The following is a 23031-nucleotide window of genomic DNA, read 5'->3' as shown; positions in this document are numbered from 1 at the left end:
ACACGCCGCGTCGCCGGAGGCGCGGTGCTAGCCTCCCCGCCGCATGTGCGGAATCGTCTCCATCCTCCGGCCGGCTGGCCTTCATGATGCCGAGCACGGCGATCTCCTGCGCACGATGCGCGATGCCCTGGCTCACCGGGGTCCCGACGATGCGACGGAAGAGATCGTGGATGGGTGGGCGGCGCTCGGCTTCCGGCGTCTGGCCATCCTCGATGTGGAGGGGGCACGCCAGCCGCTCCACGATGGGGCGGGGCAGGTGGCCTGCATCTTCAACGGGGAGATCTACAACTTCCAGGAGCTGCGGGCCCGGCTCCAGGCGCTCGGGCATCGCTTCACGACCCGCGGGGATGGCGAGGTCATCGTGCATGGGTACGCGCAGTGGGGCGACGCGATCCTGGAGCGGCTCGAAGGGATGTTCGCGTTCGTGCTGGTCGACAGGGCGCGGGGTCGCGTCCTCGCGGCGCGGGATCGGGCTGGGATCAAGCCGCTGTTCTGGACCGAGGTGCCGGGAGGTCTCCTGCTCGCGTCCGAGATCAAGGCGCTGTTGCGCCACCCTGACGTCCGGCGCGTCGCGTCTGGTCCCGGGCTGGATCTCGGGCTGGTGCGGATGCACGTGCCCTGGCCGCTCACCGCGTTCGAGGGGATCCATCGCCTGCCTCCGGGCGCCGCGCTGATCTTCGATCGCGCGGATCCTTCGCCGGTGGTGCGTCGGTTCGCCGCCATCGCGCCCGCGGCTGCGGCGCCGGCGGCCACCGTGCGCGCGGCGCCTGACCTCCTCGACCGCACCGAGCGTGCCCTCTCGCTGGCAGTCTCGCGGCAGATGGTCGCCGACGTGCCGGTGGGCGCCTTCCTCAGTGGCGGTATCGACTCCACCCTCCTCGTGGCGCTGATGCGCCGGCACTCGGGCGCGCGGCTCCATACCTTCTCCATCGGGGTCGCGCGCGCGGCCGACGACGAGTCCTCCGTCGCGCGGGAGACGGCGTCGCGCCTGGACACCATCCACCACGAGATTCGCCTCGATGCGCTGCGCTTCGAGGATCTGGCGGAGCTGCCCGCCCTCTACGACGAGCCCTTCGCGGAGACGAGCGCCCTCGGGGTCCGGGCGCTGAGCCGCGCCGCCCGCGAGCACGTGAAGGTGGTGCTCTCCGGGGACGGCGGTGACGAGGTCTTCGGGGGCTACGAGACGTACCGCATGGTGGCGGCGACGGACCTCGCCCGCCGCGCGATGCCCCGGGCTCTCGCCGACCGGCTGGGCCGCGCGGCGCTGGAGGCGCTCACCCGCGGGGCCTCCGACGAGCACACCCGGCGCGCGCTCCGCCTCACTGCGCTGGTGGGGATGGATGTTCTCCCGGCGCACCGCAGCCTGCTCTCGACCCTCGCCTGGTGCGAGGGCGCCAGGGCACTCGCCACCACCGAGCGCCTCAGCGAGGCCGTGATGGCGTGCGCTGCAGGGCCTCGCGCCGCCTGGACCCCTTCGGGCCGTGGGCCTGCACAAGCGCTCGCCGCGGCCCTGCGGGCGGCGATCGTCTCGGACCGCCTGGAGCGGCTCCCGGGGGCGATGCTGACCAAGGTCGACATCGCGTCGAGCTCCGCCTCGCTGGAGGTGCGCGTCCCTCTCCTGGACGATGCGCTGGTCCGCTTCGCCGACACCCTCCCGGTCTCGGCGCTCGTCGGACCGCGGCACGGGAAGCGCATCACCCGGCGCGTCCTGGAGCGGGTCCTTCCGAACGGGCCTGCGTGGCACAGGAAGCGTGGGTTCGCCCTGCCCATCGACGCCTGGATCCGCGGCGCGCAGAGCCCGCTCCGCGATCTCTTCCACACCCACCGGAGGCGCCTCCAGGATCTCACGGGCGTGGACGCCGGCGCGGCCCTCGACGATCTGCTCCGGGGCGGTCAGCGCTACTCCGCGCCCACCGCCGGCATGCGCCTGCTCTGGCTGGCCACGGTGGCCCTGTGGGCCGAGCAGCACGGCGTCACCGAGCGCAGCGAGCGCGCGGACCTGGAGCGCCTCGTCGTTTGACGCTTCGCGGCGGGGACGGAGTAGCATGCTTGCCCATGCCCGTTCGAGACCCCCTCATCATCGCGAACACCAGCGGTTTCTACGGCGACCGGTTCACCGCGCTCGACGAGGCCCTCCGCGGGGGCCCTGTCCACGTCATCACCGGCGATTACCTGGCCGAGCTGACCCTTGCCCTGCTTCTGCGGGCGCGCCTCAAGGATCCGGCGACCGGCTACGCCGCGACCTTCCTCAAGCAGCTCGAGCGCATCCTCGGGGAGTCGTTGCAGCGGGGCGTGAAGATCGTCACCAATGCCGGGGGCCTCAATCCCCGCGGGCTCGCCACGGCCATCGAGGCGCTCGCTGCGCGGCTCGGCCTGTCGCCCCGCGTCGCCGTGGTCGAGGGGGATGACCTCGCGCCGCGCCTCGACGAGCTGCAGCGCGCAGGCAATGCCTTCACGCACCTCGACCGCGGCACCCCGCTCGCCAGGGCCGGCGGCATGCCCGTCACCGCCAACGCCTACCTGGGGGCGTGGGGTATCCGCGAGGCGCTCGTGGGAGGGGCGGACATCGTGGTCACTGGCCGGGTGGCCGATGCAGCCCTGGTCCTGGGACCGGCGGCGGCGCACTTCGACTGGCCGCGGGATGCGTGGGACAAGCTGGCCGGGGCCATCGCCGCGGGCCACATCCTGGAGTGCGGGGCGCAGGCGACGGGCGGCAATTACGCCTTCTTCGAGGAGGTCCCCGGGCTCGAACACGTGGGGTTTCCGCTCGCCGAGATCCGCGAAGATGGTTCGGCGATCATCACCAAGCATCCAGGCACCGGCGGCCTGGTCTCGGTCGGCACCGTCACCGCGCAGCTCCTCTACGAGATCGACGCTCCCCGCTACCTGACCCCCGACGTGACGGCTCACTTCGACGCGCTGGAGGTTTCGCAGGAAGGACCGGATCGGGTGCTCGTGCGCGGCGCCCGCGGCGAGCCGCCGCCGCCCACCCTGAAGGTCGGCGTGCTCGTCGCGCGCGGCTACCGGCACTCCATCGGCTTCTTGCTGGCGGGGCTGGACCTCGACGCCAAGGCCGCCCTCCTCGAACGCGCGCTGCTCGTCGCGACGGGGGGGCGCGAGGCGTTCACGCGCTTCGAGGCGCGCTTCGTCCGCAGGCCGCAGGAGAACCCCGAGAGCGCGGAGGATGGACTCGCGGAGCTGCGCATCACCGCGGCGTCCCCCGATCCCGAGCGCGTAGGGCGCAAGTTCGCAGGGAAGGCCGTGGAGCTTGCGCTCGCCACCGTGCCCGGGTTGACCCTCACCGCGCCTCCTGGCGATGCGACGCCCGACGTCGCGTTCTGGCCCTGCCTCCTCGATCGCGCCCACGTCGAGGAGCGCCTGATCCTCGGGGGTGAGACCCGGGTGATCGCCCCGCCGCCCACCCGCGCCCCGCCCGCTCCGGAGGCCTCGGCCGCGCCCGCACCGACGGCGTCACCCGCGGCGCCAGCGACGTCGCCCGTGTCAATGACACCGCCCGTGTCGGAGGGCCCCACCGCGCGCGTTCCCCTGGGGCGCCTCTTCGGGGCCCGCTCCGGCGACAAGGCCGGCAACGCGAACCTCGGCGTCTGGGCCCGCACGCCCGAGGCGCACGCTTTCCTCCGCACCTTCCTCACCACCGAGCGGCTGCAGAAGCTCCTCCCCGAGACCGCGGCCTACCCCGTGGACAGGCACGAGCTGCCCAACCTCCTCGCCCTGAACTTCGTCATCCGCGGGATCCTCGGGGACGGCGTCGGCGCTTCCTCGCGGCTCGATCCACAGGCGAAGACGCTCTCCGAGGCCCTCCGCGCCTGCATCATCGACGTGCCCACCGCGCTCCTGCCGCGCTGACGCGCGCGGCGGGGCACGCATCCCGCCACCTCGCCGAGTCACCTCGCTGCGACCTCGTGCCGCGCGACCCGTCGTCGACGAGCCTCGAACGTTCTGGCAACAGTCCGGCAATGTGTTGGCGACGTTGTGGCGATGTTTCGGCGGGGATCCTCTGCATTTCCAGGTCTGCTTCGACGACGACACCACGGCCGGGTCCGCCCACGACGCGCACCGATCCTGCTCAGGGTGTTCTGGTCTGCGGGTTGCCACAGCTTCCCGGCATACGACGAGGACGCCCTTCAAGGCTCTGTTCCCTCGCCGAGGAGATTTCACCCATGGACAAGCGGTACTCGGCAACGCTCGCGATCACGGGCCTCACTCTCGCGCTCTCCGGCGGCGGGTGCGTCATGGAGGCCGATCCCGAAGGCGCGCCCATCCCCGGCGAGGAGCCCCGCGCCGATGGCGTGGTAGACGTGGTGTCGGAGAGCGACGATGCCATCGGCGGCGTCGCGGAGGTCGACGACGAGGATGGGGACCGCATCATCAAGCCCACCACGTGCATCACCATCCGGCGTGGTTCGGCCGGAGAGGTGCATGATGCGACCATCTACCACGGCTCGCCGGACTACAACGCCGGGGGGATCCCCACCCTCGGCACCGGTATGACCACCATGCGCAAGCTGGCGCTGCTGAGCTTCGATCTATCGCTCCTGCCCACGAACATCCGGATCACCGAGGCCCACCTCGGGCTCACCCAGTCCTGGAACGAGGTCATCAACATCATCCACATCCGCCGCATCACGGCGCCGTGGTCGGAGCACGAGGTCACCTGGCAGAGCTTCCACGAGGCCTACGAGCCGGCCTCTCTCGCGCGGTTCGTCACGAAGAAGGGCGAGAACCACTACAAGGTCGACGTGACCGACGCCCTCGTCTCCCGGGTCGAGCGCCGCAGCGAGGACAGCGTCGGCTTCGTGCTCGACACATTCGGGAGGCCGAACACCTTCCTGAGCAGCGAGCACGAGGCCCCCGAAGGCCGTCCGTTCCTGCACGTGTGCTACTTCGGCGGCATGCTCCCTCCCCACTAGGCGCTGCGTGCCCTCGCGGTACTGCGCATCCGGCACTGGATCCGCCACAATCGTGCCTTCCGCGACGAGCCGGGCTACGCTCGACGCGTCATGCGTCTGGGTATCGATTTTGGCACCACCCGTACCGTCGTCGCGTGCAGCGACCGGGGCAACTACCCCGTCCTGAGCTTTCAGGACGAGACCGGTAACCCCGTCGACTGGTACCCCTCCGTCATCGCTGAGCGTAAGGGAGAGCTGCGCTTCGGCTTCGAGGCCATCGAGGCCGCGGCCGACCCCGAGTGGACGGTCCTGCGCTCCTTCAAGCGGCTCCTCGCCGGCCCCCGCACCTCGCCCGACTTCCAGGTGGAGATCGGGAGCACCACCCTGAGCGGCGTCGAGCTCATCGCGCGCTTCCTCGACTCACTGCGAAGAGCCATTCTCACCCGCTCCAACCGCCCGGCGGCGCGCGGCGGCGGTGATGACACCGGCGACCGGCTCGTCTCCGTGGTCGCCACGCCCGCCAACGCGCACGGGGCCCAGCGCTTCATCACGCTGGATGCCTTCCATCGGGCCGGCTTCGAGGTCACCGCGCTGCTCAACGAGCCCTCGGCGGCCGGCTTCGAGTACAGCCACCGTTACCACAACACGCTCTCCTCGCGGCGTGAGCACATCGTCGTCTATGACCTCGGCGGTGGCACCTTCGACGCCTCCCTCGTGCACATCAGCGGGCGCCGCCACGAGGCGATCACCACCGCTGGCTCTTCCCTGCTCGGCGGCGACGACTTCGACGCTGCGCTCGTTCATCTGGTCCTGGAGCAGGTCGGGCTCACCCGGGGCGGCCTGCCTCCGCGCGCGCTGTCGCTGCTCATCGACCAGTGCCGCGAGGCCAAGGAGCGCCTGAACCCCAGCTCTCGCCGCATCGTCATCGATCTGGAGAGCTGCCTCGGCGACCTCGCCCCGGCCCCGGAAGTCACCGCCTCCGTCGCCGATTACTACGACCGCTGCATGCCGCTCGTGCAGCGCAGCATCGAGGCCATGCAGCCCGTCATGGCGCACCTGGAGGCGAAGAGCCGCACCGACGACGCCATGACCGAGCTGGCCGGCATCTACGTGGTGGGCGGCGCGAGCTCTCTGCCCGTCGTGGGCCGCGTCCTCCGCGAGGTGTTCGGGCGCCGCGTGCACCGCTCGCCCTATCCCTCGGCGGCGGTGGCCATCGGCCTCGCCATCGCCGTGGACGACGAGGCTGGCTTCGAGCTTTCGGACCGCCTCTCCCGCCACTTCGGCGTCTTTCGCGAGAGCGACAGCGGCCGTGACGTGGTCTTCGATCCCATCTTCGGGCGCGACGCCCGCGTCCCCGGGCGCCACGATCCGGCCACCGTGCACCGCCGCGTCTACCGCGCGGCCCACAACGTCGGCCGCTACCGCTTCGTGGAGTGCGGCGACCTCGACCCGCGCGGGGTTCCTCTCGGGGACATCACCGCGTTCGATGCGGTGTATTTCCCCTTCGATCGTGGGGTCCGTCACCTCGACGGGAAGCTCTCGGACATCCCCGTGACACGCCTCCCGGGCGAGGGACCGCTCATCCAGGAGGAGTACGCCATCACCCGCCACGGGCTGGTCAGGCTGACCATCACGGACCTCGAAGCGGGATACCAGCGCGCCTACGACGTCGGCGCCGCCGCCACCGCCGCCTGAAGCTCTGGACGCCTTCCCTCAGCCGGGCGCGTACCTCCGGGTCATCGTCGCGCAGAACTCCGCGAACTCCTCGATCTGCTGGGGCGGGCTCGTGTGGTACGGGCTCACGCCGCGGTGCTCGGGCGTGAAGCAGTAGGTCAGCGTCACCTCGAAGCCTTCGAGGGCCTTCATCTGCCGGTCGAACCACGCCTCGGCGCCGGGGCGGAAGCTGTCGGCCCAGCTCAGACCCGTGCGCAGGTGCTTCACGCCCAGCTCGCGCAGCCACCCCACCGCGCTGGCCAGGCGGTGGTCCTCGAAGTGGAACCACTGGCAGATGCCGAGCGCGGGCGTGAATTCACCGAAATGCCGGAGCGCGCGCTTGGGGGCGCCGTCCTCCTTGATCAGCCCCATGTAGAAGTGCCGGTAGTACGACGAGCCCTCGGCCTCGCGGTGGCGCGTGGTCGCGGGCCAGGCGCGCGGCAGGTCGTAGAGGCTGTACCAGTGGATCCGGTCCACGCGCCCGGTGAGCAGCTCGGCGCTCCGGCGCAGGCCGAACTCCTGCACCTCCTCGGCGCCGAACGTGGAGACGCCGACCTCGGTCACCCAGACGGGCTTCGAGGTGACGGCCTGGATGTCGGCGAGCTTGTCGGGCCACTCGTGGATCTGCCAGTGGTTCCAGTCGAGCGGGAAGCCGTGCACCGCGACCACGTCGACGTGCTCCAGCGCGCCCTGGTCCCGCATGTTGCCGATGAAGCGCGGATCGATCGGCGAGATCCCCCCGAGGACCCGGGGCAGGCGCGCGTTCTCGGACTTCACCGCGTCGCCTGCCAGGCGAACCATGGCCGCGTAGGTCCGCCATTCAGGGTCGATCTCGAAGTCCCAGTGCGATCTGTTGTTCGGCTCGTTCCATAGCATCACCGCTTCGATCATGTGCCCCTCCCTCGGTTCGCAGTGCCCAGCGCGCGCTCCGCGCGTTCTTCCGGCGTCAGCGCGCGTCGCTTGCAGACGAAGACCTCGGCCTCCGGCTGGTCGAGGATGTCGAAGCCCGCGCTTCGGAGCATTCCCGCGGCGCACGCGGCATTCGGTATCCACCAGTTGGTGGGGTCGCCCGAGTACCGCTGCTCGATGAAGAACAACTTCGGGAATGCTGCCCGCGCAAAGGGCGTCATGTCCGAGAAGGGGTAATCCTCGGCGACAGCCTCCATGGCCGGGTCTCCCCGCAGCATGCTCTGGAAGAACAGGGTGTCGTTCACCACGTGCTCGTGGAGCAGGTCCAGGGCCAGGAGCGGGTGCCGCAGGTGATAGAGGACCCCCATGAACAGCACGATGTCGAACCGCTCACGGAGGGACCCCACCTCGTACACCGAGAGGTTGCGGAACTCGATGTCCCTGCCGAGCACCTGGGCCGCGAACCTCGCCTGGGCCAGGTAGCCGTCGTCCGCATCGATCCCCAGCACCCGCTCGGCGCCGCGCGCCTTCAGTTCGAGCGAATAGAAGCCACCATTGCAGCCCACGTCGAGCACCGATTTGCCGCGCAGGTCCAGGGGTATGGCGTGGGCGAAGTGGCGCCATTTCTGGCTGGGGTAATCGCCGAGGAAATGGTTCGGGGCGGTCTTGATGCCCCGCAGGTCGATGTTGTGAAACCAGGCGCCCAGCGCGACGACCCTGTCGTGGATCTGGTCCGGCGTGAGGTCGTGACCCGGCGTGGAACCCTCGTTCATACGTGCTCCTCGGTAGGCGTGCTCCGCGCGGGAGGCTCCGTCTTGTCTGGCGTGGGCAGCTCTCGCGTGAGCGTGTCTCTGGTGAGCGCCTCGGCGAGCGCCTCGCGCAAGAGGCGCTCGACGACGGGGTGGTAGCGCACGGGGTGGAGCCGCCTCCGCGCGGCGGGCGTCATCCTGCGCAGCGTGTACGCGACCTTCCGCTCCGTGTGCTCAAGACCGTAGTAATTCAGGAAGCCCCAGCTATTCAGGGAAAAGAACGAGAGCGCGTCGGCGTCGTTGAGCAGCGCGAGCGCGGGGTCGTCATCGGGCCGCTCATGGTGGGCGATCAGCGCGGCCACGCGATCGCTCGTGGCGGCGTCCCAGCCGAGGTGGTGGAGCAGGGCCCGCGCCAGCCGCGCCCCCGTGGCTGCGTGCGCGTCCTTGAAGGCCTGGTAACTGGCGGCCTGGTGCTCGATCCGCACGTCGGCCTCGGTGTCCAGGCGCTCGATATCGTGGAAGAGCGCGGCGAGCTGCACGGCTGCCGAGGCTTCCGGTTCGAGGCGGAGCAGCCACTGCCAGGCATCGATGGCGTGATCGAAGTCCGCCTTCACGAGCGGCTTGTGCAGGTCGTAGAGGGCGCGGTGCTTCTCCAGCGTGCGCGCGAAGAGCCGGGTCGCAGAGGCAGCGTTGGTGCGTCGCGCGAAGCGCTGGTAGCGCGTCAGGATCTCGGCGGATGCGCTCGCCGCGTCTCCATCCCCCTCCACCTCGACCCGGAGCGCGAAAGCGCCACGCTCCGCCGCTGCGTCGATGCCGGCGTCGAAGGTCGGCAGGTCGGCGTCGCGCCGCTGCCACGCCGCCGTCGACAGCGAGCTGCTCGGCAGCGCGTCGTCCTGCACGAATGCCCCGTGCAGGCGCCCCTCCTGCGCGTGTCCTCGGGGCAGCCCCCCCTCACGTTCCTCGGGCAGGATCGGCACTCCTGGCAACACGCGCGCGAGCATCCCGCTCAGCTCACGTGCGAGATGCGCCGGTGCCCCTGCGCCGGTCGCGATGATTACCCGCGCGATCACTGGCTCACCAGGAGTTCGGCGGAGTTCTTGCGGGGGGTGCCCTCCAGCCGCGCGCGGAAGTCGGCGATGGTCCGGGCCAAGCCCTCGCGCAGCGGGACACGCGGGCTGAAGCCGAGCACGCGCTTGGCGTGCTCGATGACAGGCTTACGCTGCTTCGGGTCGTCCTCGGGCAGTGGCTTGTTCACGATGCGGCTCCCGCTCCCCGTGAGCGAGAGGACCTCCTCGGCGAGCTGGAGCACCGTGAATTCCCCCGGGTTGCCGAGGTTCACGGGCCCCCGCTCCTCGGGGTGCTCCATGAGCCGCACGAGGCCGTCCACCAGATCGTCGACGTAGCAGAAGCTCCGCGTCTGCGAGCCGTCCCCGTAGATGGTGAGGTCCTCGCCGCGCAGCGCCTGGATGATGAAGTTCGACACCACCCGACCGTCGTCGAACGCCATCCGCGGGCCGTAGGTGTTGAAGATCCGGGCGAGGCGCACCTCGACCGCGTGCACCCGGTGGAAGTCCATGGTCAGGGACTCGGCGCAGCGCTTCCCCTCGTCGTAGCAGGCGCGGACGCCCACCGGGTTGACGGCGCCCCGGTAGTCCTCCGGCTGCGGGTGCACCTCCGGGTCGCCGTACACCTCGCTCGTCGAGGCCTGCAGGAAGCGCGCCCCTTGCCTCCGGGCGAGGAGCAAGCCGTTCAGCACCCCCATGACGCTGGTCAGCGTGGTCTGCACCGGATCGCGCTGGTAGTGCGGCGGGCTCGCCGGGCAGGCGAGGTTGTAGATCCGGCTCGCCGCGACGGTGAAGGGCCAGATGACGTCGTGGACCTCCAGCTTGAAGCGCGTGTCCTTGAGCAGGTGGGCCACGTTCTTCGGGGAGCCCGTGGCGAAGTTGTCGAGCGCCAGGACCTCATGACCCTCCCGGAGCAGCCGCTCGCACAGGTGCGAGCCCACGAACCCTGCGCCGCCCGTCACGATGATTTGCCGCGTCTCCATGTCCCTACTCCCCTCCGAGCCAGCGCTGGTCGCGTGCGTCTGTGTTCGAGAGGACGCGCGAGCCGGTGAGCTCCCGCGCATAGCCTTCCAGGGTCGCAGCGCGGTGCGCCGCCGTGTGTTCTTCGAGCACGCGCACCCTGGCCCGCGCCCCGATCTCCCGCCGCTGCTCCTCGGGCATCCCGTCGAGGATTCGCAGCACGTCTTCCGAGGTCCGCGCGACGAGGATCTCCGTGTCAGGCTCGAAGAACGTGTCGAGCCCGACCCAGGGGTCGCTGATGATGGGCGTCCCGCACGCCGCTGCCTCGAAGAGGCGCACGCTGGGCGAGAAGCCCGCGGCCACCATGTCGCTCCGGGTGACGTTCAGCGCGAAGCGCTGGCTGCAGTAGATCCCCCGGTGCTCCGAGGGCGGCACATGCTCGACCCGCGACACGTTCGGGGGCCACGCGATGTGGGCGGGGTACTGCGGGCCCGCGACCATGAACCGCTGCTCCGGGCGGCGGCGCGCCGGCGTGAGCAGCAACCTGTCGAGGACGGGCTGCCGGTCGTCGCTGTAGGTCCCGAGGTAGCCCATGGTCCACGCCGCCGCGGCCTCTGGCTGAGGGGTGGCGCTCGCGGTGTCTCCGCCGCGCGCGGCGGACGGCGCGGACGGCGCGGGCGGCGTGTCCGGACCCTCCGGGTAGTAGAGTGATGGATCGGCCGAGCAATACAGCGGCCTGGCCCGCGGCACCCCGTACTGCTGCTCGATGTGATGGAGGAGCGGACCCCCCGTGAACGAGAGGTACAGGTCGTACCGCTTCAGCAGCGAGGCCGAGAGGTAGGCGCATGTCCCGGCCTCCAGGCTCCTCAGCGTGACCGGCGTGTCGATGTCGTAAAAGGCCACCAGCCCTCGCGCCATCCGGAGCGCCCAGTTGCCGACTTCGCAGCCCTCGGGCACGTACGAGCCCACGATGGTGAGGTCTGCCTGCCGCACCACCCCCACGAACCGATCGAACAGCTCCTCCAGGCTTCCGTACAGCTCGGTGGTGCAGTACGGCGGGGCCGGCAGGTCGCGGTTGTCGCGGTACCAGGGCACGTCGCGCTCCAGGAACAGCACCCGGTGCCCGCGCCGCGCCAGCTCGCGGGCGAGCCCTCGGTAGGTGGTCGCGTGACCGTTGCCCCAGGACGACGTGATCGACAGGCCGAGGAACACGACGTCGAGGCTCATGGCGCCTCCATGGTCACCGTGTGGGCCTCGTGGCGCGGCACGTCCAGGATGCGCTCCAGCTCCTCGGCGCGGTGCTCGTAGGTGTGCTCGACGAGCACCCGCCGTCGCGCCGCCCGCCCTATGCGCGCTGCCGCGTCGGCGGAGAGTGCGCACACGTGCTCCACCACCTCGTCGCCATTCCGGGCGACGAGGACCTCGATGCCCGGTTCGAGGAACTGCGCGATGCCCTCCCAGGCGTCGGTGATCAGGCAGGCACCTGCGCCGGCTGCCTCGAACACGCGCGTGGCCGGGGAGAACCCGTACCTGGCCATGCTCTCGCGGCTGATGTTGAGCACGGCGCGCGGAGAGCAGTTGAAGGCGTTGTGATCCCGCGTGTAGACGTGCCCGGCGTAGGTGACGCTCGGCGGCAGGGCCTTGTCCTGCCACCCGCTCCCTCCCAGCACGAAGCGCCTGTCTCCCATCGCTGCGGCGGGGCGCAGGAAGAACTCCTCCACGCGCGCCTCCCGGTCGGGGAGCCGGTTGCCGAGGAACGAGAGAGCGCCCCCGAACCGCAGGTCCCGGGGCACAGGGTGGTGGGTGGCGGGGTCGAGCGCGTTGTAGATGGGCGCGCACACCCGGGCCCCGAGCGCGCGGTAGGCCGAGACCACGGGCGCTCCCCCGCCGTACGTGAAGATGAAGTCGTACCGAGGGATCAGCGCCCGGAACGGGTCGGTGGGATCGTGCTGTACCCGATCCAGGGTGGCCGGCGCATCGACATCCCAGAACGCCACCCGCGCGTGGGGAGAGCGCATGTCGAGCACTGCGGCTTCGAGCAGCGCATCGCCCACCCCCACCCCGCTCGCCTTGACGATGAGGTCTGCCCCCCTAGCCTCGTCGAGGGCGCGCATCACCCCGTCTTCCGAGCCCGTCGGGTATACCCGCACCCGCGCCCAGGGGGGGTCTTCGATGTCCCGGTGCTTCTGCCGATCGTACGCATCGGGCTCGTAGAACGTCACCGCGTGTCCGCGCCCGTGCAGCGCGCGGATGATGCCGCGGTAGTAGGTTGCCGCGCCGTTCCAGTAGGCGGACACCAGGCTCGATCCGAAGAATGCGATGTTCAGGTAGGGTCTCACGAACGGGCTCCTTCTCCGGCTCCGGCGACGCCCTCGCTCCTCGCGATCGTCAGCTCACGGCAGATGCGGAGCAGCTCGTCCACGCGGTGGCCGCACGTGTGGCGCTCCGCGATGGTGTCGAGGCCGTGCGCCGCGATCGCCGCCCCCAGCGCCGGGTTGTCGAGCACCTGCCGGAGCATCCGTGTCATCACCCGCCCGTTCTCCGCGACCAGGTAGTCCCTCCCCGGCGTGAACAGCCCCTCCGCGTCGCTCCACGGCGTGCTGATCAGGGTGATCCCGCACGCGAGCGCCTCGAAGGGACGGATGGTAGGGATCCCCGGCAAGAGCGACGCATAGGCCCGCCGCGGGACGTGCACGGTGACTCGGAACCTGGCGAAGGCCTCCGGCACCTCGAAGTTCGGCAGGTAGCCGCCGTAGGTGATGCCGGCGTCCGCCAGCGCGGCGAGCGCGTGCTCCGGATAACGCACCCCGTAGACCCGCGCCTCCAGCCCCAGCGCCTTCACCGGCTCGATGAGGAACTCGTGCAGCTCTGCCGAGCGCTCCTCGTCCCCCCAGTTGCCGATCCAGACCAGGTCTCCCTCGATGGTCTGCCCTCGCCAGGGCCTGAAGACCCGAGTGTCGGCAGCCTCGTGCCAGGTGAACGCGCGCTTCGCCCACCCGCGCGCGAGGTAGAGCCGCCGCAGCACCTCGCCGAACGCGAGCACCCCGTCGTAGCCCGACAGGTCGAACGCCTCCATCGCAGCGCGGTCGGTCACCGCCCGGTGGTGCGTGTCATGGAACAGCAGCACGTACCGCCCGCCCCGCGCCCTGTGCCTCCCGATCGCCGCCACCAGCTCGGGCGTGCTCCACTCGTGCACGAGCACCACGTCCGCCCCGCGCAGCGCCTCGTCGAGCCTCAGCGAGGCGAGGTCGTAGCAGACCGGGCGCAGGCCCGGGTACGCCACGCGGTAAGCGTCGAGCGCGGCCTCCCCGTGGTCCTGCGCCAGGTTCGTGGCGCTCCACCCGTTCTCCGGCTCGAAGAGCCGCACCTCATGCCCGCGCGCCGCGAGTTCCACCAGCACACCCCGCAGGAAGTGCGCGTTGCCATGATTCCAGTCGCTCCGCAGCGAGTGGCAGAAGATCACGAAGCGCATGGTCTGGAATCCCTCTGCTCGATGTCCTGGCCCCACGATCCCTGCTGCCCGCCGTCGCTCTCGCGCAGGGCGGCGACGCGGCTTTCCGCGAGATCCGCGTACGTCGTGACGTAATGGCGGCCCATCTGACCCCCGCCGAAGCGGAGGCTCCGGCTCTGCGCGCGCGCGCCGAGTTCCTGTCGGCGGGTGGGATCCTGGATGAGCGCCTCGATGGCCTCGCGCAACTGCTCCGGCGCGTCCGGCGGCACGAATACCGCAGCGTTTCCCCAGATCTCGCGCAGGCTCGGAATGTCGCCGAGCACCAGCGCGCAGCCAGCGCCCGCCGCTTCGAGCGCCGAGAGCCCGAACGGCTCGTAGCGTGCCGGTAGCGCGAAGATTGCCGCCCGGCCCAGCCACCGGAGCACCTCCTCCCGCTCCAGCCGCCCGAGCAGCGTGACGCCCTCCAGCCCCCGCCGCCGCTCACTGCCCGCGTCGCCCGCGTCGCCCGCGTCGCCCGCAACGAACACCTTCCACGAGAGCCCCTGGGCCGCCTTCGCCAGCGCCCCCACGTTCTTGGCCTCGTCCCACACCCGGGTTGCGCAGACGACGAGGTCTTCCTTCGCCTCCAGCCCGTGGGCCTCCCCCCGAGTGCTTCCCAGCCAGGCGCCCTTCAGCCCGGTGCTCTCTGCCCTGCGCCGCTGCCCCCACCCGGAGCCTGCCGGCTCACGTCCGTTGGGGATGACCCGCCCCTCGGGGTGCTCACCGTAGTGCTGCGTGAGCGCCCGGAGCATGGCCCACGTTGGCGCCACCAGGCGGCTCGCCGCTCCGATTCCCCGGCGCACCTCCTCGCGGTAGCGGTCGTAGCGCGCCGGCGCCGGCTCCCCCTTCACCGCCTCCCACCAGGACAGCACACACGAATGCCCCACCATCAGCGTCGGAGCCCGCCACGGCAGCGCGCCGTGGCAGTAACCGTTCAGGTGCACCACGTCCGGCGAGAGCGCCCGCTCCAGTCCCAGCAGCCAGTCGCCTGCGCGTGCCACGTCCTCCCAGGGATCGTCCATCCACTCCAGCCGGAACGTGCTCTCCAGCAACGACAGCCCCCCGACCGCCTGCGCCTCCCGCCGCTGCGCCTCGCTCGGCGGGGCCCCCATGGTCGCCAGAGAGACCAGCACCCTGTGCTCCGACAGGCAGCGCGAAAGCTCCAGCGCATAGGTCCAGACGCCGCCCACCGTATCGGCGGTCATCAGGACCGACAGCCCTCGGCGCGGGTGACTATGCATGCCGCTGCGCCTCCTGCGAGGTCTCCCGCGGCATCTCCATCGGCGCCTCCAGCGCCGAGAGCGGCAGCGGATGGCCGTCCTGAATCTCGCTCATTCGCCCGTGACGGGCGAGATAGTGGTCGAGCGCCCGCTCCCACGCCCTGTCGTCTGGCGCGCCCCACTGCAGCGTGTACCCCGGAGACCCCGGGTACAGGAACATGGGCACCGGATCGTTCGCCCACACCCCGTGGGCGCGCAGGTGATCCCGCCAGGCCCGGACCTCGGCCGGATCGTCCGTCGTTGCGTCGAGCAGGTTGGCCTGCACGAACGGCACCCTTTGCTTCGCGTGGATGAGCCGTTCGCTCAGCTCCTGCGTCGACATCCGGCACCGCTTCGCGAGCAGCGAGCGCCCCTCGGGCGTGATGCTCTCCACACCGGCCTCGATCGACACGCACCCTGCCTCTCCGAGCAGATCCAGCATCTCCGGGCGCCACAGATCGATGCGCATCTGCACCCCGAACTGCACGTCGCGCTCGACCAGCGCCTCCAGGAGCGGTCGGTTGGGCATGAAGATCTCGTCGACGAAGTAGACATAGGTGACCCCTTGCGCGATGAGCCCGTCGATCTCGTCGAGCACCACCTCCAGCGGCCGCGACCGGAACCCGTCGCGGAAGTTGTCCTTCGCGCAGAACGTGCAGGCGTACGGGCACCCGCGCGACGCCTCCACCTCGGCCCCCGGCCCCTCCGGCGCCGCCTCGAACCGGTGGTGGTGGTGCGTGTGCCTCGTGAGCATCTCCCGATCCCAGGTCAGGGCTGGCAGCGCCTTCATGTCGGCCGCATGAGGCTTCCCCTGCACCCGCACCTCACCCCCTGGCCCTGCCCCCATCCCCGGCCCTGCCCCCATCCCCGGCCCTTTCCCCGCGCCTCCACCGTCCCCCGAGGCCCCCGCCCGGTACGCGATGGACCCCACGCCCTCCCACCCGCTCCGGGGCGTCCCCGCGAGCGCCGCCACCACCTCCTCGCACTCCCCCAGCACCGCCACGTCGGCCCCCAGCTTCCGCAGCGTCGCCCGTGGCGTCGTCGAGGCGTGCGGCCCCACCGCGACCAGGATGTCCGTCAGCGGCCGCAGGTCGTGCGCCACCCGCTGCGGCACGCGCAGCTCGGGCGGCGCACACCGCCAGAACAGGTAGCTCGGCGCCGTGGTGACCACCGTCATGTCCGGCCCGAACGCCGCCACCTCGTCGCGCAAGGCCTCCGGCGACAGCCCCCGGAGCTGCCCGTCCACCAGGTGCACCGTGTGCCCCTGCGCGCGGAGCAGCGCCGCCGTGTAGCCGTACTCCAGCGGCAGGTGGGGCTCCCGGCAGCCGAAGTAGATGCTGCCGTCGAACGACCAGCTCGGGTTCACCAGCGCGACCTTCATGGCGCGCTCACCGTCGCCGCCGGCCTCGCCTGTCCCCGGTCCTGCATCGCGAGCACCCACCGGTAGAGCCGCTCCAGCCCCTCCCGCACCCCCACCTGCGGCGCCCACCCCACCGCGTCACCGAAGGCGCGCACGTCGGACACGTAGTACCGCTGATCCCCGGGCCGCCACCCGCTGAACGTCACCGTGGGCTGCACCCCGCACAGCTCCCCGAGCACGCGGAGCAGCTCCAGCAGGCTCGTCGTGTTCGCCACTCCCCCGCCGATGTTGAACGCCCTTCCGGCGATCCGCCCGATGTTCCGGTGCGCCGCCAGGAACGCCTCCACCAGATCCTCCACGAACAGGATGTCGCGCACCTGCATCCCGTCGCCGTAGAGCGTCAGGGGCGCCCCCGCGACCGCGCGCAGGAGGAAGTGCACCACCCATCCTTGGTCCTCCGTGCCGAACTGCCGCGGCCCGTAGATGCAGCTCATCCGGAACACCGTCGCTGGCACCCCGTACGTGCGCGCGTAATCGAGCACGTACTGATCGGCGGCCCCCTTCGAGCAGCCGTAGGGGCTGTGGAAATCGAGCTGCCTCGCCTCGCCGATGCCGTGCGCCGCCACCTCCTTCGACGCCGGGGTGTACCGCGCCCCCACCTTCTCCAGCATCACGTCGCCGAGCCCCCCGTAGACCTTGTTCGTCGACGTGAACACCAGTGGCGGCGGCGTCCCTTGCTGCCGCACCGCCTCCAGCACGTTCAGCGTCCCCCGCGCGTTCACCTCGAAGTCCTCGATGGGGTGGGTGAGGCTCGTCGTCACCGCCACCTGCGCCGCCAGGTGGAACACCGCCGCTGCCCCCGAGACCACCTCGCGCACCGCGAGCCCGTCCCGCACGTCGCCCACCACCACCTGCAGCAGGCTGCCGTGGCGCTCCTTGAGCCAGGTGAGGTTCTTCTCCACCCCTGCCCGCGACAGGTTGTCGAAGATCAGCACCTCCGACCCTCCCTGAAGCAGCCGCTCCGCCAGGTTCGCCCCCACGAACCCTGCTCCCCCGGTGATCACCACCGGACGCCCCGTCCTCTCGTGCACCAGGCTCATAGCGTCAGCCCCCGCGCGTCCAGCTCCGCCCGGGCCTCCACCACCCGATCCACGGGCAGCGCCGCCGCTTGCTCCCGCAGCCACGCCGTCAGCTCCGAGAGCCCCCCCTCGAAGGTGACCCGCGGCTCGTACCCCAGCACCCGCCGCGCGAGCCCGATGTCCGGGTAGCAGTGCCGCACGTCGCCCACCCGGTACTTCCCGGTGATCGTCGGCGCGACCTCCGGCTTGCCCATGGCCTGCGCCATTCGCTGCGCCACGTCTCGCACCCGCATCGGCTCCCCGCTCCCCACGTTGAGCACCTGCCCTGCCGCCGCCTCCGACTCCATCGACAGCCGGCAGGCCCGCGCCACGTCGTGAACGCTCACGAAATCGCGCATCTGCTCCCCGTCCTCGAAGATCAGCGGCGACCTGCCGTGGAGCAGGCGCGAGGCGAAGATCGCCAGCACCCCCGTGTAGGGGTTCGAGAGCGCCTGGCGCGTCCCGTAGGCATTGAAGAACCGGAGCGCCACCGTCGGGAGCCGGTACGCCTTCCCGATGAGGAGACACATCCGCTCCTGGTCGTACTTCGAGAGCGCGTAAATCGAGGGATTCTCGGGCGCCTTCCACTCCGGCGTCGGCTGGGGCGAGAGCACCTCCCCCTCCTCGTCTCTCACCTCCCAGTCCCCGGCGCTGAGCTGCTGCAAGGATCGCTCACGCCCTGGTCGCGCGCGGCCGTCGCGCCCCCGGTAGAACCCCTCCCCGTAGACGCTCATGCTGGAGGCCACCACCAGCCGCTCCACAGACTTCTTGAGCAGCGCCTGCAGCAGCACCGCCGTCCCCAGGGTATTGACCGAGGTGTAGGCTTCCACCTCGTACATACTCTGGCCGACCCCCACCATCGCCGCGAAGTGGAAGACCACGTCAATGCCCTCCAGCGCGCGGCGCACATCTTCCGTGCTCCGCACGTCCCCTACCTGCAGCTCCACCGCGGTGCTCAGGTATGCCGGCCGCACCTGCCCAGGCCCATGCACCTGCGGCGAGAGGTTGTCGAGCACGCGCACCTCGTGGCCGTGGGCGAGGAGCTCGTCGGCGAGGTGAGAGCCAATGAACCCCGCGCCACCCGTGATGAGAACACGCTTTTTCATGCACCGACCCCTCGGCTGACCGATCTCGTGACGACTCTCATGCGCGAATGACCGCTCCTGCTTCGCAGGCCGCAAAAGACCCCGTTCGCGCGGAGCGCGGCCACTTCGCAGGCACTTGCAGCGAAGACTGCTCAGGAGATGTTCAGCTCAGGTCGGATGCGTCCGAGAGAACTCCCCTATCAGAATTGATCGAACAGCACCTTTTATCTCTCCCCCTGGCAGTAGTTCCTAGTGGGGAAAAGTCCTGACCTTTATCAGTGAGGTTTGAGTAGGACTTTCCCTGAATCTTCAGAGGTCCTTCGAGACTTGCTGGCCGATCCAGCAACTCTCTCGGGCCCAGGCTCTCTGTTCGGTGACCTTGCAGGGTCAGGAGCCGACCAGGAGAACTGCTGCTACCCCATCGACAATGCGAAATGACGCGTGCCGCGCAGGAGCATTACTCGTCACTGCGGCCCCGAGGCGTAGCACCTGGCAATGACGGAGGTCACGCGCATTCGACGCGAAAATCCCGCAGCAATAAGCAGCATCGAGCCGCAAGGCCTTCGATTTCCCCTATTGCGTCGCTTGAGGCAGCAAATCCTGAGCACACGCTGGAATGCTCCACGATGCCCGGAGGCACTCACCCTGCGTGCTGCGACACACCTGAGGAGATCTCGCGGAGCAGCTTGTGCTGGTAATCAGTGCACATCACCCGGAAGCGCCTCTGCTCTTCCTGGTCCCAGCCGAGCGCCTGCGCCGCCATCGTGGCGTATCCGATCTGGAAGGCCAGGTAGCAGACCCGGTTGAAGCTCACCAGCGAGGCTCCCACGGCATGTCCCGCGTGCTTTTCGACGGACTCCCGCAGCGCTTCTGCTTCCTCGGCGGTGCCCAGACCGAGCTCCACCGTCGCTCCCGCGATATCCCAGGCGATGCTCTGGCACCCGACCAGGTCGTGGCTCGCATGGTGGTCGACCGCATCGGCCTTGAGCAGGCGCCCGTCACCCAGCACGAGCCACTCGGCGGCATGCATCCGGTTGTCCGTGACCACCCGGCGCACCTGCCTCGCGAGCGCCTCCACCCGCCCCTCCCACCTCTCGACCGCCGCTGCCGCCTCTTCCCCCAGCGCGAGGCGCGTGTTGTGCACGGCCATCTCCAGCAGCGACCTGCACGACGCCCCCTCTTCCTCCGTCGCCGCGAGCTGCCGGCTCCGGAAGCCCAGATACCGCCCCACCGCCTCCAGGAGCTTCTCCTGGCCGTGGGCGGCGGTGTCGCGCGTGTCGAGCGCCCGCGCCTCGCCGACCCAGCGCTCCACCAGGAACCCGTGCCGGAGCCCCAGCGGCTCTGGCGTCAGCCCCGCCTCGTGGAGCCGCCTGAGCAGCCCGAGCTTGCGCGCACCCTCCGGCCCGAGCCCCGCGAACTTGAGCAGAAACACCCCCTGTGCCGACCGGAGCAGGTACTTCCGCCGCTCCTGCGCCAGGTGCGCCGCCGGCCACGCCGCCACCGATCCGTAGCGCTCTGCGCGCCACCGTCCCCCTGCCACATCCTGCAGGGGCGCGGTCGCCTCTCCCGTGAGGTCTTCCACCCACCCCTCCAGGCGCTTCCACGGCTCCCGCGCCGCCCGCACCAGCGCCTCGAACCCCACGAACCGCCGCTCTGCCGCCTCCCAGCGCTCCCGGTGCTCCTCCCGCGCCTCCGGCCCCAGCGGGTTGTCGTGGCTCGGAAAGAACACCACCCGCCCCCGCGCCACCCCGCGTGCCTCCAGGTGATCCGCCACCGCACCGAACGAGCTACCCGAGAGCCCGGGCCCCTCGTCCACCACCGCGAACGTCCCGCCCCCCTTTGCCGTCCCCGCCTCCGCCGTCCCCGCCTCCGCCGTCCCCGCCTCCGCCGTCCCCGCCTCCGCCGTCCCCGCCTCGGATGTGAGCGCCTCCGAGAGCGCCTCCGCCACCCTCAGCTCACGCCGGAACGGATGCCCCCCGGGCCGCACCGTGACCGGCAGCGGCGCCCCCAGCGCTGCGGCCACCATGGCCGCGAGCCCTGTCCCGATGCTGCGGATCCCGATCACCCGGACTGGCGCCTCCACGACCATCCCCTTCGCCGCCTCGGCATAGCCCTCGGGATACACCGCATAGTAGGCATACCCCTCCGGCAGCTTCAGCGTGACCCTCCCCTCCGGCAGGAGCGCGCGCAGGCTCTCGACCTCCGGCAGCCCTCCCTCCGTCCCCCCGCGCCCTTCCTCCGCCTCCCCGCGTCCCCCGCGCCCGAATCCCCCTTCCCACGACCGCATCACCCCCCTGGCCAGCGCCACGAGCAATGCCATCAGCCCATCCTGGGCTGGCGAGCGCGCATCCTCCCCGCGCCCTGTGGCCTCCAGGTCTGCCACCCCTTGCAGCAGCATCCCTGCCTCGATGAAGGCCGACACCAGCGCCCCGTGCCGCGCGATGCCCCCTGGCATCTCCGCCACCTCCGAGAGTGTCTCCCCGATCCGGTCGAGCACGACTCCCGGCAGCTCCGAGCGCGCCGCGTCCCCGTAGACGATCATCCGAGCAGGTGCCGGTAGGCGATCGCCTTGAACGCATCGAAGTGCGGCACCGCCTCCCCGTGACCATTCGCGCGCATCCAGGCGGACCAGCACGCGAACTGCGCCGGGCTCGGCGACACGTGCGACCGCCGCGACTTCGCCAGCTCCAGCGCTGCGAGCGGCGCCATCCCCCGGCTCACCAGCACGCAGAGCGCCAGCGTCGCCGACCTCCCGATTCCCCACGCGCAATGGATCAGCACCTTCTCTCCCCGGTCGAGGTGGCGGTTCACGAACCCCACCCCGTCCTCGAGCATCGGCAGCCCGATGGCGCCATGATCGGCCGTGGGCAAGTGCAGGAACGTCATCCCGTGCTGCACCAGCAGCGCCTCGTCGTCCCGCTCCTCCGCGCGCAGATCCACCACGGCCCGCACCCCGTGCTCCCGGGCCAGCGCCTCTGCCAGCGACTCCGGGAAGCTCCCTCCCACAGCAAGCTCGGACGTGATCCAGGACAGATTCAGCTCCACCATGCGCCTCCCCACCATGCTCAATCCCAGCCGGGGGTCTGCAACCCCACCACCAGGTGCAACCCTGCCTCGTGGATCACGTCTTCCGACCTGCTCAGCCGCTCTCCCTCCATGGCGGCGTGCCCCAGGATCACGTGCGGCACCACCCCCACCGTGATCGCCACATCCTTCCCCGTGCTGAACCCCGCGCCCAGCGCCGCCGACAGCCGCGTCTCGTTCCACCGCGTGCTCCGCAGCTCCCCGCACGCCATGAATGGCGCCTCCTCCGGGCAATCCTCGTCTCCTGGCAGGTCCACGAGGGCGCTGTGCGTGCTCGCCCCGTGGCTCACGTACACGTCCAGCAGCGGCGCCACCGACCCCAGCCTCAGGCTCATGTCCACCCCTGCGCGCCCCCACGGCCCCCGCCCCACCGCGCTGTAGTACCCACCCCCCGACAGCGCCACCGACAGCGGGTCCCCCCGGTCCTCGTCGAGCACCCCGAACCGCAGCTCCCCCCCGAGCCGCTGGAACCCCACCGACGCCCCCACCTCGACCCACGACAGGAGCCCGTACCGCACGCCGAAGTCCCACATCCCTGCCACCGCCACGACCGTATCGAACGTCGACCCATCCCCGGGCAGCTCCATCCCCCCGGTCGACTCCCGCGGCCTCTCCTCCGGCGGCCTTCCTTCCGGCGCCCCTACCGTGCCGGTCCCGAACGACCACGCCGCCACCGCAGCGTTCAGCGCGAACCGCCCCTCCGGCGCCAGGTCCCCCGTACGCGGCGCCATCGCCGGGCTGCACGCCGTCACACCCCCCAGGAAGACGCCGGTCAGAGCGGTGACGCGAAGGCGCATGACCGGCCATGCTACCTGCCGCAGCCCGACCGAACGGCCTTCAGCACGATGCTGACCCCGTGAGGTCCGGAGACGCGCCCCGGGCAGGTCTCGCAGGCCAGCACAAGAACCGAGGGGTGCCCGGTCGATGCGAAACGATGCGCAGATGTCGTCGCATTCATGGCAAAACCTGTGCAATACGCACAAAGCGGGTACGGCGAACCTGAGCGTCGTGAAAAGCGGCGCCTCGCCCGCGCAGGCCATGCTAGCCAGAAGCGATCCAGGGTGTTGCACGCACTGTGGCCATACGCTGCTGGGAGGGCAGCCATGGGCTCGGTGAATGCATTCACCCCATGAAAGGAGATTTGCCAATGCGAAGCGCACAAAGAGCGCTTGCACTCCTTGTGACCCTCGGCCTGAGCGAGGTCGTCTCCTGCAAGAAGGGCGACCTGGGCACCTGGCCCTCGGACCCTCCGCCTGCACCCTGTGAAGAAGGTGAATGCCTCCCCGAGGACCCCGGAACGCCCTCGGCCTGGAAGGGACCCGTGTGGCTC

At 70.7% G+C, this 23031-nt stretch carries 18 protein-coding genes; 4 read left to right on the top strand and 14 right to left on the bottom strand.

Annotation, left to right across the window (positions count from 1 at the left end; genetic code table 11):
- The first annotated feature begins 43 nt into the window (after positions 1 to 43).
- The 4 genes from asnB (at position 44) to CAP_RS27315 (ending at position 6605) form a co-directional block, all read left to right on the top strand.
- Entirely contained in the window at positions 44 to 2020 is a 1977-nt protein-coding gene (gene asnB, locus CAP_RS27330) for an asparagine synthase (glutamine-hydrolyzing) (RefSeq protein ID WP_052376048.1), read from the top strand.
- A 35-nt stretch (positions 2021 to 2055) separates the two neighbouring features.
- On the top strand, positions 2056 to 3867 hold the full coding sequence (locus tag CAP_RS27325) for an acyclic terpene utilization AtuA family protein (RefSeq protein ID WP_044246387.1): 1812 nt from the start codon (positions 2056 to 2058) through the stop codon (positions 3865 to 3867).
- Positions 3868 to 4181: 314 nt separating this feature from the next.
- Positions 4182 to 4931 carry a DNRLRE domain-containing protein gene (locus CAP_RS27320; RefSeq protein ID WP_044246384.1) on the top strand — a complete coding sequence of 250 codons (750 nt, stop codon included), beginning with the start codon at positions 4182 to 4184 and terminating at the stop codon, positions 4929 to 4931.
- 90 nt (positions 4932 to 5021) lie between these two features.
- Entirely contained in the window at positions 5022 to 6605 is a 1584-nt protein-coding gene (locus CAP_RS27315; protein ID WP_052376046.1) for an Hsp70 family protein, read from the top strand.
- A gap of 18 nt (positions 6606 to 6623) precedes the next feature.
- Here CAP_RS27315 and CAP_RS27310 read toward each other — a convergent pair whose 3' ends face one another.
- The 14 genes from CAP_RS27310 to CAP_RS27245 form a co-directional block, all read right to left on the bottom strand.
- Positions 6624 to 7514 carry a glycosyl hydrolase gene (locus tag CAP_RS27310; RefSeq protein WP_044246378.1) on the bottom strand — a complete coding sequence of 297 codons (891 nt, stop codon included), beginning with the start codon at positions 7512 to 7514 and terminating at the stop codon, positions 6624 to 6626.
- A complete protein-coding gene (locus tag CAP_RS27305; RefSeq protein ID WP_052376044.1) occupies positions 7511 to 8305 on the bottom strand; it encodes a TIGR04290 family methyltransferase in 795 nt (264 codons plus the stop codon). The genes CAP_RS27310 and CAP_RS27305 overlap by 4 nt, the downstream gene beginning before the upstream one ends.
- Positions 8302 to 9351 carry a DUF4202 family protein gene (locus CAP_RS45625; protein ID WP_052376042.1) on the bottom strand — a complete coding sequence of 350 codons (1050 nt, stop codon included), beginning with the start codon at positions 9349 to 9351 and terminating at the stop codon, positions 8302 to 8304. Before CAP_RS45625 ends, CAP_RS27305 begins: the two co-directional genes overlap by 4 nt.
- Positions 9348 to 10328, bottom strand: coding sequence for a UDP-glucuronic acid decarboxylase family protein (locus tag CAP_RS27295; RefSeq protein ID WP_044246375.1), 981 nt, complete (start codon positions 10326 to 10328; stop codon positions 9348 to 9350). Before CAP_RS27295 ends, CAP_RS45625 begins: the two co-directional genes overlap by 4 nt.
- 4 nt (positions 10329 to 10332) lie before the next feature.
- Entirely contained in the window at positions 10333 to 11532 is a 1200-nt protein-coding gene (locus tag CAP_RS27290; protein WP_044246372.1) for a CgeB family protein, read from the bottom strand.
- The gene (locus tag CAP_RS27285) at positions 11529 to 12644 is read right to left on the bottom strand and encodes a CgeB family protein (RefSeq protein WP_044246369.1); all 1116 of its coding nucleotides are present in this window, start codon (positions 12642 to 12644) and stop codon (positions 11529 to 11531) included. The genes CAP_RS27290 and CAP_RS27285 overlap by 4 nt, the downstream gene beginning before the upstream one ends.
- Positions 12641 to 13777: a CgeB family protein gene (locus CAP_RS27280; RefSeq protein ID WP_044246366.1), complete on the bottom strand. Its 1137-nt coding sequence runs from the start codon at positions 13775 to 13777 to the stop codon at positions 12641 to 12643. The genes CAP_RS27285 and CAP_RS27280 overlap by 4 nt, the downstream gene beginning before the upstream one ends.
- Entirely contained in the window at positions 13765 to 15036 is a 1272-nt protein-coding gene (locus CAP_RS27275; RefSeq protein WP_081865305.1) for a glycosyltransferase family 4 protein, read from the bottom strand. The genes CAP_RS27280 and CAP_RS27275 overlap by 13 nt, the downstream gene beginning before the upstream one ends.
- Positions 15029 to 16435: a TIGR04295 family B12-binding domain-containing radical SAM protein gene (locus CAP_RS27270; protein WP_044246363.1), complete on the bottom strand. Its 1407-nt coding sequence runs from the start codon at positions 16433 to 16435 to the stop codon at positions 15029 to 15031. Before CAP_RS27270 ends, CAP_RS27275 begins: the two co-directional genes overlap by 8 nt.
- The gene (locus tag CAP_RS27265; protein WP_156041182.1) at positions 16432 to 17514 is read right to left on the bottom strand and encodes an NAD-dependent epimerase/dehydratase family protein; all 1083 of its coding nucleotides are present in this window, start codon (positions 17512 to 17514) and stop codon (positions 16432 to 16434) included. The genes CAP_RS27270 and CAP_RS27265 overlap by 4 nt, the downstream gene beginning before the upstream one ends.
- Complete coding sequence (locus CAP_RS27260; RefSeq protein ID WP_044246360.1) at positions 17511 to 18638, bottom strand: NAD-dependent epimerase/dehydratase family protein; 1128 nt, start codon at positions 18636 to 18638, stop codon at positions 17511 to 17513. Before CAP_RS27260 ends, CAP_RS27265 begins: the two co-directional genes overlap by 4 nt.
- Before the next feature lie 619 nt (positions 18639 to 19257).
- Positions 19258 to 21159: a hypothetical protein gene (locus CAP_RS27255; protein WP_044246357.1), complete on the bottom strand. Its 1902-nt coding sequence runs from the start codon at positions 21157 to 21159 to the stop codon at positions 19258 to 19260.
- Complete coding sequence (locus CAP_RS27250; RefSeq protein WP_044246441.1) at positions 21156 to 21665, bottom strand: protein-tyrosine phosphatase family protein; 510 nt, start codon at positions 21663 to 21665, stop codon at positions 21156 to 21158. The genes CAP_RS27255 and CAP_RS27250 overlap by 4 nt, the downstream gene beginning before the upstream one ends.
- Before the next feature lie 17 nt (positions 21666 to 21682).
- Complete coding sequence (locus CAP_RS27245) at positions 21683 to 22498, bottom strand: hypothetical protein (protein ID WP_044246353.1); 816 nt, start codon at positions 22496 to 22498, stop codon at positions 21683 to 21685.
- Positions 22499 to 23031 lie beyond the last annotated feature (533 nt).

Source organism: Chondromyces apiculatus DSM 436, assembly GCF_000601485.1.
Classification (GTDB): domain Bacteria; phylum Myxococcota_A; class Polyangia; order Polyangiales; family Polyangiaceae; genus Chondromyces; species Chondromyces apiculatus.
Note: the sequence above shows the minus strand (reverse complement) of the source record. Positions and strands in the feature narration are given on the sequence as shown.

What these genes read in the sequence shown, in the direction of transcription:
- CAP_RS27325 (WP_044246387.1), top strand. Translation starts at nt 2,056, where the DNA reads ATGCCCGTTCGAGACCCCCTCATCATCGCGAACACCAGCGGTTTCTAC.
- CAP_RS27295 (WP_044246375.1), bottom strand. Translation starts at nt 10,328, where the DNA reads ATGGAGACGCGGCAAATCATCGTGACGGGCGGCGCAGGGTTCGTGGGC.
- CAP_RS27280 (WP_044246366.1), bottom strand. Translation starts at nt 13,777, where the DNA reads ATGCGCTTCGTGATCTTCTGCCACTCGCTGCGGAGCGACTGGAATCAT.
- CAP_RS27320 (WP_044246384.1), top strand. Translation starts at nt 4,182, where the DNA reads ATGGACAAGCGGTACTCGGCAACGCTCGCGATCACGGGCCTCACTCTC.
- CAP_RS27310 (WP_044246378.1), bottom strand. Translation starts at nt 7,514, where the DNA reads ATGATCGAAGCGGTGATGCTATGGAACGAGCCGAACAACAGATCGCAC.
- CAP_RS27270 (WP_044246363.1), bottom strand. Translation starts at nt 16,435, where the DNA reads ATGAAGGTCGCGCTGGTGAACCCGAGCTGGTCGTTCGACGGCAGCATC.
- asnB (WP_052376048.1), top strand. Translation starts at nt 44, where the DNA reads ATGTGCGGAATCGTCTCCATCCTCCGGCCGGCTGGCCTTCATGATGCC.
- CAP_RS27260 (WP_044246360.1), bottom strand. Translation starts at nt 18,638, where the DNA reads ATGAAAAAGCGTGTTCTCATCACGGGTGGCGCGGGGTTCATTGGCTCT.
- CAP_RS27290 (WP_044246372.1), bottom strand. Translation starts at nt 11,532, where the DNA reads ATGAGCCTCGACGTCGTGTTCCTCGGCCTGTCGATCACGTCGTCCTGG.
- CAP_RS27250 (WP_044246441.1), bottom strand. Translation starts at nt 21,665, where the DNA reads ATGGTGGAGCTGAATCTGTCCTGGATCACGTCCGAGCTTGCTGTGGGA.
- CAP_RS27275 (WP_081865305.1), bottom strand. Translation starts at nt 15,036, where the DNA reads ATGCATAGTCACCCGCGCCGAGGGCTGTCGGTCCTGATGACCGCCGAT.
- CAP_RS27305 (WP_052376044.1), bottom strand. Translation starts at nt 8,305, where the DNA reads ATGAACGAGGGTTCCACGCCGGGTCACGACCTCACGCCGGACCAGATC.
- CAP_RS27255 (WP_044246357.1), bottom strand. Translation starts at nt 21,159, where the DNA reads ATGATCGTCTACGGGGACGCGGCGCGCTCGGAGCTGCCGGGAGTCGTG.
- CAP_RS27245 (WP_044246353.1), bottom strand. Translation starts at nt 22,498, where the DNA reads ATGCGCCTTCGCGTCACCGCTCTGACCGGCGTCTTCCTGGGGGGTGTG.
- CAP_RS27265 (WP_156041182.1), bottom strand. Translation starts at nt 17,514, where the DNA reads ATGAGCCTGGTGCACGAGAGGACGGGGCGTCCGGTGGTGATCACCGGG.
- CAP_RS27315 (WP_052376046.1), top strand. Translation starts at nt 5,022, where the DNA reads ATGCGTCTGGGTATCGATTTTGGCACCACCCGTACCGTCGTCGCGTGC.